The 17787-nt window shown below is 56.4% G+C and carries 13 protein-coding genes; 10 read left to right on the top strand and 3 right to left on the bottom strand.

Annotation, left to right across the window (positions count from 1 at the left end; translation table 11 throughout):
* Window positions 1-10 precede the first annotated feature (10 nt).
* The 10 genes from ABXH05_RS14450 to ABXH05_RS14405 all read left to right on the top strand — a co-directional run bounded on the left by ABXH05_RS14450 (window position 11) and on the right by ABXH05_RS14405 (window position 11861).
* Window positions 11-1012 (top strand): DUF3137 domain-containing protein, encoded by a 1002-nt coding sequence (locus tag ABXH05_RS14450; RefSeq protein ID WP_353561733.1) that lies wholly within the window; start codon window positions 11-13, stop codon window positions 1010-1012.
* A 336-nt stretch (window positions 1013-1348) separates the two neighbouring features.
* Window positions 1349-1633 (top strand): HU family DNA-binding protein, encoded by a 285-nt coding sequence (locus ABXH05_RS14445; RefSeq protein ID WP_043948689.1) that lies wholly within the window; start codon window positions 1349-1351, stop codon window positions 1631-1633.
* Between the two features lie 107 nt (window positions 1634-1740).
* Window positions 1741-4701, top strand: a complete 2961-nt coding sequence (locus tag ABXH05_RS14440) for a bifunctional [glutamine synthetase] adenylyltransferase/[glutamine synthetase]-adenylyl-L-tyrosine phosphorylase (protein ID WP_353561731.1) — start codon at window positions 1741-1743, stop codon at window positions 4699-4701.
* A gap of 91 nt (window positions 4702-4792) precedes the next feature.
* Window positions 4793-6430 (top strand): phytoene desaturase family protein, encoded by a 1638-nt coding sequence (locus ABXH05_RS14435; RefSeq protein ID WP_353561729.1) that lies wholly within the window; start codon window positions 4793-4795, stop codon window positions 6428-6430.
* Window positions 6427-8019, top strand: coding sequence for a phytoene desaturase family protein (locus ABXH05_RS14430; RefSeq protein WP_353561727.1), 1593 nt, complete (start codon window positions 6427-6429; stop codon window positions 8017-8019). Before ABXH05_RS14435 ends, ABXH05_RS14430 begins: the two co-directional genes overlap by 4 nt.
* Complete coding sequence (locus ABXH05_RS14425) at window positions 8016-9191, top strand: glycine cleavage T C-terminal barrel domain-containing protein (RefSeq protein ID WP_353561725.1); 1176 nt, start codon at window positions 8016-8018, stop codon at window positions 9189-9191. The genes ABXH05_RS14430 and ABXH05_RS14425 overlap by 4 nt, the downstream gene beginning before the upstream one ends.
* 301 nt (window positions 9192-9492) lie before the next feature.
* Entirely contained in the window at window positions 9493-10074 is a 582-nt protein-coding gene (locus ABXH05_RS14420) for an EF-hand domain-containing protein (protein WP_353561723.1), read from the top strand.
* Between the two features lie 5 nt (window positions 10075-10079).
* Window positions 10080-10844 carry an RNA polymerase sigma factor gene (locus tag ABXH05_RS14415; protein ID WP_353561721.1) on the top strand — a complete coding sequence of 255 codons (765 nt, stop codon included), beginning with the start codon at window positions 10080-10082 and terminating at the stop codon, window positions 10842-10844.
* On the top strand, window positions 10844-11350 hold the full coding sequence (locus tag ABXH05_RS14410) for a hypothetical protein (RefSeq protein ID WP_353561719.1): 507 nt from the start codon (window positions 10844-10846) through the stop codon (window positions 11348-11350). The genes ABXH05_RS14415 and ABXH05_RS14410 overlap by 1 nt, the downstream gene beginning before the upstream one ends.
* Window positions 11340-11861 (top strand): periplasmic heavy metal sensor, encoded by a 522-nt coding sequence (locus ABXH05_RS14405; protein WP_353561717.1) that lies wholly within the window; start codon window positions 11340-11342, stop codon window positions 11859-11861. Before ABXH05_RS14410 ends, ABXH05_RS14405 begins: the two co-directional genes overlap by 11 nt.
* 3 nt (window positions 11862-11864) lie before the next feature.
* Here ABXH05_RS14405 and ABXH05_RS14400 read toward each other — a convergent pair whose 3' ends face one another.
* The 3 genes from ABXH05_RS14400 to ABXH05_RS14390 all read right to left on the bottom strand — a co-directional run bounded on the left by ABXH05_RS14400 (window position 11865) and on the right by ABXH05_RS14390 (window position 17677).
* Entirely contained in the window at window positions 11865-14102 is a 2238-nt protein-coding gene (locus ABXH05_RS14400) for a PAS domain-containing sensor histidine kinase (protein ID WP_353561715.1), read from the bottom strand.
* 239 nt (window positions 14103-14341) lie between these two features.
* Window positions 14342-17026, bottom strand: coding sequence for an aminopeptidase N (gene pepN, locus ABXH05_RS14395; protein ID WP_353561713.1), 2685 nt, complete (start codon window positions 17024-17026; stop codon window positions 14342-14344).
* Between the two features lie 93 nt (window positions 17027-17119).
* Complete coding sequence (locus ABXH05_RS14390) at window positions 17120-17677, bottom strand: hypothetical protein (RefSeq protein WP_348139648.1); 558 nt, start codon at window positions 17675-17677, stop codon at window positions 17120-17122.
* Between the last annotated feature and the right edge of the window lie 110 nt (window positions 17678-17787).

Raw genomic sequence — 17787 nt, 5'->3', positions numbered from 1 at the left:
AGGCGGTCTGATGGCCAACGCAGCAAAATCACTTGAGGAAGTTGAAGCCTCATACCCGGCATTTGAGGGTCTATCGGCGTTCTATCAGCGTGAGCTTGAGCCTTATCTGATTGAGCAAGAACAACTGCGCGAAGCTGCCCACGGGAAGCTCAAAAAATACTCGGCAATTGCTTTGTCAGCCGGTGCCGCTGCGCTCCTGACCATATGGTTTTTGGGCGGGTTCTCATCGGGTTGGATTGGTTTCGTTCTTGCTGCTGTCGTAGTGATCGCGGTTATTGGTGTGATGGCCTACTACACCTCCAGCGTGTCTGAGGTGACAAGCCGTGTGAAGGGCGAGGTGCTGCACCGGTTGAGCACCTTCCTTGGGTTCACCTACAACGCAGATCCCATCTCCGCCCAGCTGGATTGGTTCCGAGATGTCCGAATAATCCCCAGCTACGACCGACGATCACTTGAAGATGAAATTGAAGGTAGCCATGAAGGAGTGAGCTTCACCCTGTGTGAAGCGCATCTCGAAGACCGGCGGACACGCACAGACAGCGATGGCCGAACGGAGACGTACTACGTCACCGTGTTCAATGGCCTGTTGGCACGCTTTACATTTCCCAAGCCTTTTGCTGCACGGACCATTCTCACCAGCGACGGCGGTGTGATTGGTAACTTCTTTGGTGGTTTCGGAAAAAGCAATGAGCGGGTGCGGTTGGAAGACCCTCGCTTTGAAAAGCTGTTTGAAGTCTTTTCTGATGATCAAGTTGAAGCGCGATATTTGCTGACGCCGACCTTCATGGAACGGGTGACGCAGTTGGCCGATACCGTAGGCGGACAGCTTCAGTTGGCGTTCGATGGCGACCGTCTTTTGATAACCATCAACGGTGGTGGCGACCGTTTTGAGGGTGGCGGCATGTTCAAGCGAGCAGACGACCCTGGTCAGATTGCAAAGATCGCCAGCGAGATTGGTCTCGTATTTGAGATCATTCATGTGCTGAGACTAAACGCGTCTACGCGCACCTGAATGCCATGCTCCGAATCATATTTTCTATGCGTCGAACTCTTCATTGCCAGTAGTCAAGTGGGTTTTAGAGTAACGGCTCCACCAAACCCTTGCCCTATATGGGTTTGGTGAGGGCACCTGTCCCAAAACCGCTTGCGCCAATGGCAAAACACACATATCGACAGATGACACAGTTCTTGAATGTGAGTCGGAAGCAAATTGCTTTGGGCGGCGCTCAATGGACAAGCTGTGGTCGCAAGGCCCGGAGACGAAGTATCCGGTGTCTTAAGGGCACCAATGCACAACATCAGGCGCGCGAACGCGCGCTGCCAATAGGTCAGTGAAGAGGCAATTAAGATGAGCAAGGCAGAATTTATCGAGAATGTTGCAGCTGCAGGCGACATGTCCAAGGCAGAAGCCAAGCGCGCAGTTGAGCTCGTGTTCGGCGAAATCGAAAAAGGCCTGAAGGGCGCGAAGAAGGAAGGCAAGTACACAATCGGTACTTTCGGGACCTTCACAATCTCCAAGCGCGCAGCGCGTATGGGGCGTAACCCGCAAACGGGTGAAGCGATCAAGATCAAGGCATCAAAAGTGCTTCGCTTCAAGCCAGCCGCTCAGCTTAAAGACGCAGCCGGCTGCTAAGCTGGCCAAGAATCTGGATGGCGACATAAGCTGTCCGGCCTTTGCATGAATATGATCAACCCGCCGGCGTATTGCGTCGGCGGGTTTTTCGTTTGAGAGTTGGCACCATGGCTCCACCTGTTAGCACGTCGCCTCTGGAATCGCTCAGCACGGCATCATTGATGCCGTCAGATCAAACCCGCGCTGAATGGACCATTGAGGAACTTGAAGCCGCCTCCCATTCCACCAATGGCGCCAATCCAGCCTTGAGTAAGTTGCTCAAGGACGATCGCGCAAAAGCGCTCCTAGCCGCTCTGGCTGGCAACTCTCCCTTCCTCGCCCGCCTGCTTGTGCGAGAGGCAGATGTCTTGCCATCCCTGCTGACGGAACAAGCCTCCCAAAGCCTGGACACGCTGCTGCAGGCATGCCGAGCTGAAATGGAAGCGGCACAGGACCAAGCTGCCCTAATGGAAGTGGCACGAACCGCAAAACGTCGTGTTGCGTTGCTGACTGCAGCAGCGGACGTCTCCACTGCCTGGCCACTGGCAAGCGTCACGCATGCTCTCACGATCCTTGCAGATACGGTGATCGAGTCGACGTGCTGCTGGTTACTGCGTCGCTCAGCTGCGGCAGGCGACATCAAACTTGCAGATGAGCAAGTGCCGACCACAGGCTCTGGCCTCATTGTCATCGCGATGGGAAAGCACGGAGCATTCGAACTCAACTACTCCAGCGATATCGACATCATCGTGTTTTACGAGCCCGACGGTCTTGAATTCGCACAAGGCATAGATCCCGGATCATTCTTCGTCCGCCTTACCCGAGACCTTGTCAAAGTGCTCCAGGAACCAACCGGCGGTGGATATGTGTTCCGAACCGATCTGCGTCTTCGACCTGACGCCGGGTCAACAAATATTGCCATCTCCGCACAGGCCGCTGAAACCTACTATGAGACCATGGGGCAAAACTGGGAACGTGCCGCCATGATCAAGGCACGCGAATGCGCAGGTGATCTGGCGGCCGGCAGACGTCTACTCAACATGCTGGAGCCTTTCGTATGGCGACGATATCTGGATTTTGCGGCAATCGACGATATTCATTCCCTCAAGCGCCAGATTCACGCCCATGGCGGCCACGGTGCAATTGCGATCGAGGGGCACGACGTAAAGCTCGGCCGCGGTGGGATCCGTGAGATCGAATTCTTCGTTCAGATTCAACAGTTGATCGGCGGTGGAAAGTTACCAGCCCTTAGAGGCCGAGCCACTATTGAAATGCTTCAGGCGTTGGTCGCTGAAGGGTGGGTCTCTGACCAGGCACGCGAAGAGCTGACCGATGCATATGTGTTCCTACGCACCCTTGAGCACCGATTGCAGATGGTGAATGACGAGCAGACCCATCGCATGCCGCGCAACAAGGAAGGCGTTGCGTGCATCGCCGCCTTTATGGGGTTTGCGGATGAGGAAGCCTTTCGGGTGAGACTTCGAAGTGTGCTCGAAACAGTACAGCAGCACTATGCACAGCTGTTTGAGCATGAGCCGTCTGCTGCCCAGGAAGATGAGGCATTCGTCTTTAGCGGCACAGACAACGACCCGGCCACGTTACGTGCACTTAACGAGATGGGTTTTTCAGGCCCGGCGGCAGTTATAGACATTGTTCGTGGTTGGCACTTTGGTCGTATTCCAGCAACGCGGGCCGCGCGGTCGCGGGAACTTCTGACAAAGCTGACGCCCTCACTACTGCGTGCCTTGGCAACAGTGGACAATCCGGATCAGGCAATTTCCAGGTTCGACACTTTTCTTTCCGGCCAGCCCGCAGGCGTACAGTTTTTTTCCCTGCTGTATCAAAATCCCGCACTGATGGACCTCCTGGCAGCCATTATGGGATCCGCTCCCATGCTTGCCAGATATCTCTCGGAACATCCCAATGTTCTGGAGGCTGTCATTGCAGCGGACTTCTACGGGCCTCTTCCTGATGAAGGGCAGCGCTCGATCGAGGTTGCAGAAGTCGTTCTGGAAGCAGATGGGTTTGAGCAGACACTTGATCTCACACGCATCTATGCACGCGAGCAGATGTTCCAGATTGGGGTTCAGGTCTTGACGGGAACAGCACCTGCTCGTGAGGCTGGTCAGGCCTATGCAGACCTTGCAACTGCCCTTGTTCAGGGCATGGTGCCGGTCGCGACTCGGGAGATTGAGATCAATCATGGCAGCTTGCCCGGCGGAGACATGGCCGTTGTTGCCATGGGCAAGCTCGGCGGCTCAGAGATGACCGCAACGTCTGACCTTGACTTGATCGTCATTTATGATTTCGAAGGCGAAACTTCAGAGTCAGATGGGAAACGTCCAATTGACGGTGTCAGATACTACACACGCGTTTGCCAGCGATTGATCAGTGCTTTGACAGCGCCAACCGCTGAGGGCCCTCTCTATGAGGTCGACATGCGATTGCGCCCTTCGGGTCACGCCGGTCCTTTGGCAACAAGGTTGCGTAGTTTTCAGACGTATCACCATGAAAGTGCTTGGACGTGGGAGAAGATGGCACTGACACGCGCACGCGTCATTTCCGGCTCGCCAGAAATGCGGGAAAAAGTTTCGACCGCAATTGCGCAGGCACTATGCGAGGAACGCGAGCCGGGCGCAGTCGCGCGTGATGTCGTGGATATGAGGGCGCGAATTTACAAAGAGCTGGGTAGCGAAGACCTCTGGGACATCAAACATGGAAGGGGTGGACTGGTTGACCTTGAGTTCATCGCTCAGGGACTGCAGCTCATGCACTGCCAGGACAAACCTGAGGTGCTGGATACGGGAACAAGGGCTGCACTCGAAAAACTGGTCCAGGCGGATGTCCTTGGTTCATCGGTAGGGGAAGAGCTGATGACGGCCGCAGACAAGTTCAACAATCTGACGCAGATACTGCGCATAGCGGTGCAGGATAAATTCGTGCCGGAGACTGCGGCAGAAGCCTTAAAAAGCCGCCTGGCGCGGGCCATTGATGTGCCAAGCTTCACAGCCGTGGAACGGGAGCTTACGGAGGCGAAAGCTGTTGTTGATGCGGCGTTTGATGCGCTCCTGACGAAAGTAGCCATCTAGGGCATCCCAACGCTGTTATCCTTAACGCGCGCCGCCGCTTGAAGGCCGCATTGACTGTGTTTACTCCCAATAGACTGTTTATGGAGGATGGGTGGCGCAGGTCACTCATAGCCTGATCCACATGGAGCGCTTCGACGTCATTGTCATTGGTGCGGGCCACAACGGCCTCACAGCAGCGGCCTATCTGGCGCGTGCTGGCCTCAGTGTGCTTGTCGTAGAGAAGAACGAATATATTGGCGGTGCGGCTGTTAGCCGGGAAATTGAACCCGGCTTCATCTACTCAAGCTGCTCATACGCTCTCAGTCTTTTGCGTCCGGAAATTATTCGCGATCTTGATCTAGTCCAGCACGGCCTGAGGGTCATGCCGTATCATGGCTCACTCACGCTCATGGGAGATGGCCGTTATCTGGCGGCCTCTTCTCATGCGGATGTAATGCGACGCGAAATCTCTCGCTTTTCAAAACGCGATGCAGACGCCTATCAGCAATACAATCGAGACATGCGGCGACAGGCCGATCTGGTGGCCCCATTGCTGATGCAGGCGCCTCCCGACCCAGCCTCACTCTCTCCGTCAAAACTCCGTCGAACACTCTCTTTGCTTTCGGACGCCGGCGCCATGGGAGCCGAGGGCGTTGCCGATGCAGTCCGGTTCTGGACGATGTCCGCCGCGGATTTGCTTGATCGGTATTTTGAAACAGATGTCGTGAAGGCGCATCTGGCCGCCTCAGCAACCATAGGCACAGGGCTGGGACCCATGTCGCCGGGCAGTGCCTACGTGATGCTGCATCATAGGATCGGCGGCATTGATGGTGCCGGTGGTGCGTGGGGTTATGTGCGCGGCGGCATGGGCACTGTGTCTAAAGCGCTGGCGGCCTCAGTCCACGCCTTTGGTGGTGAGGTTCGTGCCTCAAGCGGGGTTGAGGAGGTCAAGGTCAGCAAGGGACGGGCATCTGGAGTCGTTCTGGAGGACGGGACGCAAATCGATGCCAGTATCGTGATGTCAGGGCTCGAACTCAAAAGGTCCGTCTTATCGCTGCTCGACTGGAAAGGCTTGCCAAAGGGCTTTGTGGAACGCGTATCGAAATTCAAGACGCGTGGCTCGTCAGCTAAACTGAATATCGCTCTGGATGGTCTCCCGCAGTTCAGTGCCGTTCCAGATGACTGCCCGTCGCTCGATGGAGACATCCGACTGTGCGGAACGATTGAGGACATGGAGCGCGCATATGATGACTGGAAAGAACGGGTCATGCCGCGCAATCCATACATCGAGATGGTGCTGCCATCTCGCCTTGATCCAACCCTGGCGCCGCCCGGCAAGCACGTGGCATCCGTGTTCGTCCAATATGTTCCAGACACATTGATTGATGGCACTTGGACACAGGCTAAGCGCAAGACACTCGAGGACGTAGTGCTCGACAAGATCGAAGCGGCAGCCCCTGGCTTCAGGCAAAAAGTGCGGCATGTGGAAACCAGAACGCCAGCTGAACTCGAGGGCGAGATTGGTCTGACACAGGGAAACATTTTCCACGGAGAGCTGACGCTCGATCAGTTGTTGTTCAATCGGCCGCTCCCGGAACTGGCACAATACAGAACACCCGTTCGCAACTATTATCTTTGTGGCTCAAGCACACATCCAGGCGGGGGTGTCATGGGCGCGCCTGGTGCCAATGCGGCAAGCGCGGTTCTGTCCGATATTGGCAAGCGCCGCAGATCAAGGCGGTCTGCATGAGTGCCGCTGCAAACACTTTTGACATTGCGATCGTCGGAGGCGGGCACAACGGGCTTGTGGCAGCTGCTCTTTTGGCGAAGGCAGGGCGGCGCGTGGTTCTGTGCGAGGCACTACCAACACTGGGCGGGGCCGCTGGTGTCAGTACACTAATGCCCGGTCTGCGCGTGCCCCAATGCGCCCACGTGGTAAGTGGGTTTTCTCCAGCCCTTATTCGAAAACTGAACCTCAGGAAGCACGGCTTGAATGTGCTTCAAAAAAACATGAGCCGTGTGGCACTTGATTCGGACGGCCGCCATATTGTTTTTGGACCCAAGGCCAAGGCAACTCGCGAAAACATCTTCAACTGGTCAAGCCGAGACTTGGAGGCCTGGAAAAAGTTCTGCGGTGAGTTTGACCTCATCATCTCTGCATTGGTGCCATTGCATCGAGGTGTATCACCGGAACTGCTTCCAGCAACTTGGCAGGAGCGGATGGCATGGGCGAAACATTATCTGCGTGTGCGTCGGCATGGACGTGAGCCGTTTCAGAAACTGCTTCAACTTCTGCCTTCCAATGTTGGTGATTTTTTAGAGGACTCATTTGAGACGGACATACTCAAAGGTGCTCTGGCGCTCGATGCCAGTCTTGGTTCTTACAACGGGCCAAGTGCTCCGGGTTCCCTGTTCTACTGGGCCTGGCAAAGAGCTGGTGAGCTAGCGAGCACGTCAGGCACCCTGCAAGTTGAAGGTGGCCCTGACGCCCTGGCGCAGGCGCTTGCAACCGCCGCGCGGGCAAGTGGCGCTGACCTCAGAACTTCATCCGCTGTCGCCTCAATTCGTGTTGAAGATGAGAAAACCACAGGGCTTGTGCTCACCAATGGTGACGAAATCGACGCGCCCATCGTAGTTTCAACGATCAACCCAAAGGCAACATATCTGAGTTTGGTTGGGGCCAAGCACCTTGACGCCGGACTGGTGCGTGATGTCGATGCCATTAGGATGCGCGCCTCGGCTGCAAAGGTGAATCTCGCTTTGGGCCAATTGCCGTCCTTTGCGAAAGCTGATGAGAAAATTCTTGCGGGGCGCCTGCTCATAGCGCCGGGCCTTGCGGAAGTTGAGCGTGCCTCGAACCCGCAAAAGTATGGCGAGCTGCCCGCACACCCGGTGATGGAAGCAACGCTTCCAAGTATCGTTGACGAGAGCCTGACACCTGACGGCCGCCATGTATTGTCTGCGATCGTGCCATTTATCCCCTTGGACGTTGAAGGCGGATGGGAAGTCCAAAGCGATAGTCTGATCAAGCGGGTGATAAAGACACTTGGAGAGTATGCGCCGGACTTACCTGATCTTGTGATGGCTGGCGAAGTTCTGACGCCAAAAGACCTGGAAACCCGTTGCGGCGTTACGGGAGGGGATTGGCATCAGGGCGAGGTAACTTTTGATCAGACCATGATGATGCGCCCCATCCCGCAGCTTGCAAATGGAAGAAGTCCTGTTGGTGGACTGTTCCTTGGTGGCGCCGGAGCACATCCAGGTGGCGGACTGTCTGGCCGACCCGCAGTGAATGCAGTTGCAGCAGCTACTGAATATGCGAAGGGCGCGCGATCATGAGCAAGTCCCCCACAGAAACCCAAAGCTGGGATCTGGCTGTCCGACCAACGCCTCTTCACGCACGGACGGCGCAGTTCAATCGAACCAATCAATGGACGCAGGTGCTTGGGTGGACCGTGCCGTCTGTGTACGACTATCTGGAGGGTGAGCACGCAGCCTTGCGCAACGCGTGCGCTCTGGCGGATCTGAATGGACTCGTTACCTATCAATTGTCCGGTCTAGATGTTTGTGAGTATCTCAACCGGCTAGCGGGCGGATGTGGCGGAGATGTGGGCATTGGAAAGTGTCGCCGCGTTGCCATTAGTGATGACGAAGGCGGTCTGGTCGCTGACGGCGTTGTCATCCGATCAGCTCAATCGCATTGGCTTCTCACACTTCCCGTTCGGTGCCTGGATTGGTTGAAGATTTCCACGCGTGGTTTTGATTGCATTGTTCAGGATGTATCGGAGACAACTTCCACATTTGCTCTCGATGGCCCTTCATCCTGCGCCGCATTGCTGGCAGCTGGAATGGGCGGAATCGAGGCGCTTAGACCTGGGGCTGTGCGGGCTCTCAAGGTTGGAACAGCAAAAGTCACGGTTGCCCGAATTTCGGCTACCGGCGGACTGGGGTACGAAATTCGATGTGACGTTGACGATGCCCTGTTTGTCTTTGATCGGGTGCGCCTGGGAGCAGAGCTTTTCAGACCCGTCTTTGCCGGTCAGCACGCGCGTCACCTGGCGCAGCTTGAGGCAGGGCACCCTCGTGCCAATCATGATTATGAGTCGGCATTGACGGCATCGCTAGTCGATCGCCGTTCAGCCTTCGAAGTGGGACTGGGCGCGTTGCTTGAGTTTTCAGGGGGACACTTCACCGGCAAGAATGCTCTCATGCAGCAACGTGAAAATGGTGCAAAAAGAGCAATTGTTGGAATTGAGGTTGAGGGCGACCTGCAACCAGACGGCCGGTTGATCTCTACGTCGGCGGGAATCGTTGGCGAGGTAGCAAGCCTTGCATGGTCGCCATCATGTAAGAAACAGATTGGCCTTGCAGACCTTCGTGCGGACATTCTGGGCTCCGCAGGTGAGATCAGCATGCGGGGACATAACGGTCAGAAAATCTCCGTCAAAATTGCATCTCGGCCGTTTTACACCTGTCCCAACGCGCGCCGAACACCACCCGAAGCGCAGTAATCAGCCGATTTCATCCATTTCTTTTTGTTCCCGTCCTTCGACGGATTTGTGGGCCGTGGCCGTTTGACCTTGTGAACACCAACAGAAGGTGTCTGCAAGCATGCCGCTGGTAAAGCGTTCCCTGAACGCCCCCGGTCGGTCGGCATCCCTCAAACCGCCACTTGCAGCGTCTTTGAACCGGTGCAGCGCGTCTGCGTCTTGTCATGGCCCCCTGTGGCATGTGGCGCGCTGTGCCGGAGGTGCTCACAAAAATGGGCATGTGGGGCATCACAACCCAAAGTATCGAAGGAACGATATGATGATGAAGAAGACACTTACGATTGCCGCACTGACAGTGGCCCTTGGCGCAGGTATTGCAGTTGCAGCGCCTGGCGGCGGGTACTTCAAGAAGGCTGATACGGATGGCAACGGCGCCATCTCGCTTGAAGAAGCAAAGGCGATGGCCGGCAAGCGCTTTGACCGTATGGACAAGGATGAGTCCGGCTCGCTTAGCAGTGATGAAGTTTCGTCTATGCGTGGAAAAGGCGGCAAAGGCCGGCACGGCCATGGTCATGGGGACATGACGGCAGAAGAGCGCTCCGAACGTATCGAGGCACGGTTTGCCCGTCTTGATGCAGACAAGAGCGGAGCCGTGACCCTTGACGAAATGACGTCAGCTTCCGAACAGCGTTCTCAGAAGCGCGCCGAGCGCAAAGCAGAGCGCTTTGCATCCATCGATGCGGATGGCAGTGGCGATGTGTCCAAACCTGAATTCCTGGCTCACATGACCGAAAAGATGTTCGGTCAGGCGGATGCAGATGGAAATGGTGAAGTTACCAAGGAAGAAATGCAGGCTGCGCGTGAAGCAATGCGGGAAGCTCGCAAAGCGGAACGGGCCAACTAGCGACAATGGCACGGACCACGGAATATCTCGATGTGGTCCGTGCCACGCCACTCGCCAGTTCCATTGATGGCAACTGGACTCTTCCGCCAACAGGGCTAGCCTACGCTAGACCGCTTCCAAGACACGGATACCAGGGGGACCATTTGGCGGCACCGCCAAAAAATAGACAGGCGCAGCTGCAATCGCAGGATCAAGCTGAGAGCCTTGCTGAGATGGATCAAGATTTTGCCAGACGAATTGCGTCCGGTGAAGCGGCAGCAATGCGCGAAGCGGTCAACGAGTTTCTACCGCAGATACATGCAACGGCACGGCGTATGTTGCGCAACGACGCAGACGCCGACGAAGTGACGCAGGAGACATTCCTGCGTGTCTGGAAGAACGTCGGTACTTGGGTTCCCAAAGGCGCAAGACTGCGCACCTGGGTCATTCGGATTGTCATGAACCTTTGTTACGACAGACTTCGTAAGAAGGGTCATGGCACGTCACTGCCGCTGGAAGACGCGCCGGAGACGATTGATGAGGCCCCAAGCGCGGTTGAGACAATTGCCGTGCGCGACAGGTCTGTGCAGGTCGAAATAGCAATGTCGGCTTTGCCGGATCGCCAGAGAGCTGCGATCCAGCTCGTGCACTTCGATGAAATGAGCAATATCGATGCGGCAAGCATCATGGATGTTAGCGTGGATGCGCTTGAGTCTTTACTTGCTCGGGGTCGACGAAGCCTGAAAGCGGCTCTCCTCGACCAAAGAGAGGAACTGTTGGGAGATGTGTGATGACGCCTGAACGGGTAAAGACAATTATTGATGCTTATGGTGCATCATCCCATCGGTGGCCAGCAGCAGAACGCAGTGCCGCGCTGGCGCTGATTGGTGATACGCCATCACTGGCAGCCTATCAGCAGCAAGCCGAAGCGCTTGATGGCGTGCTTGCACTTGCACCGCAGCCCACTGTTCCGACTTCTCTGGTTGAAGCTGTCCTGGCCAGTGCTGCTGACCGCGATCTGCCTGGCACGGCGTCTACTCCAGTGCAGGCCGGTACCCCACAGCGCTTCTGGGACGCCGTAACTCAGCTCTGGCCAGGCATGCCGGTCTGGCAGCCGGCAGTTGGGTTTGCTGCTTCACTGGCGGTTGGAATTTGGGCGGGCGCACAAGGTCTGGTGCCGCTGACGGCTGATGCTGGTGGAGCTGATTATGTTTTGTTGGAAACGACGGATGGTGATGCACTGTCCTTGATCTATGGTGACTCCATTGGATTTGGGGAATGGGAAAATGACGGATAAGACAGACCCCAAAGCAGTGGGCCGTTGGGTAAAGGCAACCCTCTTTGCCTCGCTGGCCATCAACCTGTTTTTCGCCGGGATCTTGATTGGCGGGCCCGCTTTCCGGGACGGCCCGCCCAAGGGCGGCTCAGGCGCTGCAATGATTCCCAATCCACGCATGTTCGTGGAAGCACTCGGTCCAGTAGATGGTCGTCGCGTTCAGCGTGAGATCCGCAGGAGTGTCCCTGACCTCCGTGAGAAGTTCAGAGCCGTGCGGGCAAATCATCTGCGTGTAGTAGCCGCCCTGCGGGCTGACCCTTATGACCCGCAGGCCCTGACAGATGCTCTGGGCAATGTGCGCAAAGCCCATTCGGAACTCGCAACTTCATTTCAGGAGCCATTGGCAACAGTGTTTGGCAATCTGACGTATGAGCAACGCCTCAAACTCGCAGACGCGCTGGAGCAGATGCGACCTGGACGCCGGCCTGGCGGGGGGGCAGACAGGTCCATGGGCGAGAAACCAGATCGCTAATTGTTAGGACTGGGCGTTTTCAGCGACGGCTTCTTTTACCGCCGCAACAAGCGGTAGCGTGACAGTCACACAAGTGCCTTCATTAGGGGCACTTTCCATTGAGAAAGTGCCGCCATGTAGCTCTACCAGCGAACGCGACAGCGCCAGGCCCAAGCCTGTTCCTTCATGCGTTTTTAGGTAGTTGCTTTCGACCTGTTCGAAAGGTCGGCCAAGATTGGCAAGGTCAGCCGCATCAATGCCAATGCCGGTATCCACAACATTGATGGAGACATGGCCCTTTTCTTCATCGTGCTCGGCATCAATGCTGACCGTGCCTCCAGCAGGCGTAAACTTGATGCCATTGCTCACAAGGTTCAACAACACCTGCTTGATGGCACGTTTGTCCGCATGGATTACAGGCACATTTCCAGCGTCCGCCAGTAGCGTGACCCGCGCGTCGTCCGCCCGTCCGGACACCATATGCATTGTTTCTTCAAAGACGTCAGCAAGGGCGACGTCTGCAAGGTCAAGTTTGTGCTTTCCGGCCTCGATTTTGGACATATCCAGAATGTCATTGATGACCTCCAGCAGGTGCTGCCCGCTGGCATGGATGTCGGCGGCGTAGTCTTCGTACTTATCAGCACCAAGTGGCCCGAACATCTGCTTCCGCATGATTTCGGAAAAGCCGATGATCGCATTGAGCGGTGTGCGCAGTTCGTGGCTCATATTGGCCAGGAATTCCGACTTTGACCGGTTGGCAGATTCCGCTTTGGCTTTTGCGCCCGCGTATTTTTCGGCCAGCTGCACGAGTTGGCTTGCCTGCGCCTGAAGCGTGCGGCGGGATCCCTCAAGGTCCGTCACCGTTTCAGAGAGGACTTCGCCTTTGCGAATGAGCTCTGCCTCTTGATGCTTCAGGGCCGTAATGTCTGTACCTACGGACACAATGCCACCATCACGCATGCGCCGTTCGCTCAGGTGCAGCCAACGACCACCCGGCAGTTTTACTTCCAGGTTTTCGGGATCAGTCGCATCCGCCATGCGTCCTGGCAGCAGCAGCTCACCCTCAGCGCTACGCAAGTCAAGGTCACGGGCTGTGGTGCCAGCAGGAACGGCATCCCTGTTGATGTTGTGGAAGGCACGGAACTTTTCGTTCGCCAGTACGAGGCGACCCTTGCCATCCCAAAGCGAAAACGCTTCTGAAATACTTTCGACCGCGTCCCGTAGGCGGGCGTTGGCCATACGCTCACGGGCTTCGGCCTGCTTTTGCTCAGTGATGTCGATTGCAATGCCGACAAGGCGCTGTGTGTTCGCGGTCAGTCCACGCCAGATCTGGCCTTTGGCGCGAACCCAAACCCAGTCACCGGACGAGTGACGCAAACGGAATGTCGTGTCATAGCCAAGTGTGCCGCGGCGCACACTGTCTTCGACCTCCTGGAGAATATGACGATCTTCCGGGTGCACATAGTTCATGACCTGGTCCGGGCTCAGACGTGCCGCGCGAGGCTGTTCTCCAAGAAGCGCGAACATCGGCGCGGACCAATACAGCCGGCCCGCGGTCAGGTCCCAGTCCCAGATGCCGCAACGTGCGCCCGCAAAGGCAAGTTCAAACCGCTGCTCACTGTCTTTGAGAGCGATGTCGGCGGCGGTCTTGCGTTCGATCTGGCGGACCATACCGCCCCCAAGAACGCAGATGAAGAAGGATGCCCCTGCCATCAGGACAAGATGAAACGGCAGTGTGGCGTACCAGTCCGCAAGTGCGGAGCGGATAGGGATGAAGACAGAGACTTGCTGGATGTTGCCGGTGACGACAGACCGCGCCTCTATGCCTGCCGACGTACCAGGTGTTGGTGTTGTACCTGCAGGTTCCCGTGTGACCATCACACCAGGACGCAGATCAAGGGACGAAACACGAGCGTCGAATGATTGTGTATCAAGAGTGCCAATGGAAGCATCACCGGCCAATGCCTTTGCAAGAGCGGTTGCATGGCTGTTCGCCTGCGCAAGGCCTGCCTGATAGTCAGCCCGCAGTTGCCATGCGGCAATGCCGTTAAAGGCAACGAGCACGATTGCGGAAAACAACAGGGCCCAAAGACGTGCACGGCTCTCATCAGCATTGGGCCGCTGGGCAGCATCTGTCCTTTGATCGCGGGATGAGAATACGCCTGCGCCCCAACGGGCAATGCGACTACTAAGGCTCTGCTGTATGGGCGCCATCGGACCGGCAGATGTTGAGATTGGTCCGGTAAACCGCGCTTCGCTCATCGTCCCTGTGCTCCCCGCGCATGGGAACTGAAACAGTCCCCGCAGGCTGAATTCAGCCCACCCCACAATGCGAATCGTTACTGATGATTCGCAGTGTGGAGTCCGGCTGTCCACAACGGGCGACAGGGCCGCGTTAACTTTTCGTTAAGGGGCTGAATTGTGTGGCAGTTGAGACTCACGATTCGCCACACGCGAATTCCACACAGTGCATTTCATGTCTTCCGACTCGCGATTAGCCACTATGCAATCATGCGGGTCGCTATCTCATAGACGTCTTCTGACAGTTTTTCGCCATCCAGCAAATCACTTACGCAGCGCACTGCCTCGGATTTGCGGGCGTCATCGTAGACGCGCCAACTCTTGAGTGTGCCCAGCAGGCGGGCTGCGACCTGCGGGTTGATTGGATCAAGATCACGGACAACCTGTGTGAGCAGACGATAGCCGCTGCCGTCAGCCGCATGGAAACGGACGGGATTTGATCCAGCAAACACGCCGATCAGGGATCTGACGGTGTTCGGCCGTTTCATGGAGAAGTCTGAATGGTCCATCAAGGCTTCCACGGCTTGGCGGGTGTCCGCCCGAGAAGACATGGCCTGCAGTGAAAACCACTTATCAAGCAGAAGAGGGTCACCGGCTGCGCGTTCGTAAAACGCGTCAAAGGCAACCTGACGTTCCTCACGTTGCATGTGCGTGAGTGTTGCCAGTGCCGCTTCCATATCAGTCATGTTGTTGGCGGAGGAAAACTGTACGGCCGCTATCCGTGCAGCGTTCTCATTGCCAAGCCCGGCGTAGAGTCGAAGGCATGCGTTCTTCAAGGCCCGCCGGCCTGCTTGCTCTGCATCAGGGCTGTAAGCTGCATTGGACTGAAGCTGTGAGTATCGATCCAGCAAGAGATCGCCAAGTTGGTCTGCAACTGCTGACTGAAGGTGCTTACGTGCATTGTGCACAGCGTCGGCATCTACATTTTGACCGATATGCTGTGCCAGCTCCGCCTCGCCCGGGAGGTCAAGCATCATGGCCGCGAATGCGGGCTCCAGGCTGTCATCCTCCAACACATGCCTTAGTGCATCTGCATATCGGGTGCCACGCCTTGGTTTGTCTCCGGCTCTCATGGCACGTGTGACGTTGACCAGAAGTTCACGGGCATAGGTCTGACCAGCTTCCCAGCGTGCGCAGGGGTCCGGGTCATGGGCCATGCGGAACAGCCAGTCTTTGTCTCCACCATTTGTGGTGAGTTTTACTGGCGCCGAGAATCCACGAAGGACGGAAAGGACCGGCGGCGATGTGACCTTTTCAAAGGTGAACGTCTGTTCGTACCCTGTCAGTTCAACAACGGTTTGGGTTTGCGCGTCGCCGTCCGTCTCTGTGTTGGAAAGATGCAGAGGCAAGCTTGTGCCGTCCTTGCCGATCAGCCCCATGGCAAGAGGAATGTGCAGTGGGGCTTTGGCACTCTGGCCTGGTGTTGGTGCGGTCGATTGGGCAACAGTCAGGTCGAAGGTTTCATCAATCGGTGAATACTTTCCCGACACAACCAGTTCGGGGGTACCTGCCTGATCATACCACCGCTTGAATTGTGAGAGATCACGACCAGAGGCATCTTCCATCGCAGATATAAAGTCTTCGACTGTCGCAGCACGCCCGTCATTATTCTCAAAATACGCGTCCATGCCGTCTCTGAAGGCGTCGGGGCCGATGAGCGTCTTCAACATGCGGACGACTTCAGCGCCTTTTTCATACACGGTCGCTGTATAGAAGTTGTTGATCTCGATGTAGCTCGATGGCCGCACCGGGTGAGCCAACGGGCCTGCGTCCTCCGGGTATTGGTGCGCCCGAAGCGTTTTGACGTCTGCAATACGCTTTACCGGCCGCGAACGCATGTCGCTGGAAAACTCCTGGTCACGGAAAACCGTGAGACCTTCCTTCAGGCAGAGCTGGAACCAGTCACGACATGTGACGCGGTTGCCGCTCCAGTTGTGGAAGTACTCGTGCGCGATAATGGCCTCGACATTGGCATAGTCCGCGTCAGTTGCTGTGTCCGGGCGCACCAGAATGTATTTGTCGTTGAAGACATTGAGGCCCTTGTTTTCCATTGCCCCCATATTGAAGTCCGAGACAGCAACGATGTTGAAGACATCAAGGTCATATTCCCGACCGAACGCCGCTTCATCCCATGTCATGGACCGCTTGAGGGAATCCATCGCGTAGGCCGTGCGGTCGGCTTTGCCATGCTCTACGTAGATGCCCAGTGAGACATCACGTCCCGACATTGTCGTGAACCTGTCGGACACGCAATCAAGATCGCCGGCGACCATGGCGAACAGGTAGGCAGGTTTGGGATGGGGATCGTGCCACTCCGCAAAGTGTCGGCCGTCCGCCAGGTCGCCTTGCGCAACCTGGTTGCCGTTAGCCAACAGGATGGGGCAGTCGGTTTTGTCTGCTTCCAGACGAACCGTATAGATAGCCAATACATCTGGACGATCAGGAAAATAGGTGATGCGTCGAAAGCCCTCTGCCTCACACTGTGTGCAGTAAACTCCACTGGATCTGTAAAGCCCCGTAAGGGACGTGTTCGCCTGTGGGTCACACTCGGACTCGATGACAAGCTCATGCGGCTCCGCCGTCACATCATGAAGCGTCAGCTTTGAATCAGAAATAGTGTAGGCATCAGTGCCAAGCAGGTGGCCGTCGAGTGAAACAGAAATGAGCTGCATCCGCTCGCCGTCCAGCTCTATGGAGGTGGTGGCGGCCGCTTCCGGATTTGGCTTCAGCTTTGTTGTTGCTGTTACGCGTGTAGCTGTCGGCGCCAGCTGAACGTCAAGTGCGACCGTGTCCACCAGCCACGGCGGCGGCGCATAGTCAGCAAGATGGATTGGTGACGGGGCAGGGGGCATGGCGGGCGATGTGCCCTCAGTCAAAGCGCTCAACGTATTTCCACTGACTATTGTACAATTCGCTTCCAAACAACGGACGCGTACTATAGGCGACCGGATGCAGGATAAAAGGCGAACTTGCTGGCGCTACGCGACGGTTTCTTCTGAAAGACCTTCAGGGTCCTGCTCAACAGCCTTGAGTGTCTGTTTGGCGTCCTGAATAAGGCTCATCAGCTCATTGGAGATATTCTCCGGCTGATCCTCTGCATAGCCCACCAGTTCTCGGGTCAACCGATAGAGGCGAATGCTCCCTGATATGAGACGTGCCTGGAACTCAATACGCTCCGGGTATAGGTCATATTCGGAGCCTGGCACACGCCAGCCGCCCCAGTCGTTTTCGCCCGTCACCACAATTGGATAGGTGCCTGGATGCGGGTGATGGCTGCACTCGTCAGGTTGCTGCCACTTGTTTTTTCCCCGCATGACACGCCAGTTTTCGCCATCATAGCCCGAGACCTGCTCAGACGTGGCTTCACTGGCCAGTTCTTCCGCACCGAATTCGCGGCCAAGACCTACGTCATAGGTAATGCGGATTGGTTCTTCCACGTCCTTCACCCATTGCGGCAACACGTGCTCAATCTGAGCCCAGGTGCCGACGGGTTTGACGTAAACGCGCTGGTTCTTGTGGAACTGCGCCTTGGCCATGGTTCTGCTCCGCGTACGGTAAAGTGAAGGTCTTCAACCGTATGAACGTGGCACAACCCGAGTTAAGGGCGATTTAAGCCAGTCTGTTCAATTGCCTCGGATATCAGCCA

This window comes from Pyruvatibacter sp. HU-CL02332 (assembly GCF_040362765.1).
In the GTDB taxonomy this organism is placed as follows: Bacteria; Pseudomonadota; Alphaproteobacteria; order CGMCC-115125; family CGMCC-115125; genus Pyruvatibacter.
The sequence above is the reverse complement of the archived record's forward strand: the minus strand, read 5'-3'. Positions and strand labels throughout refer to the sequence as shown.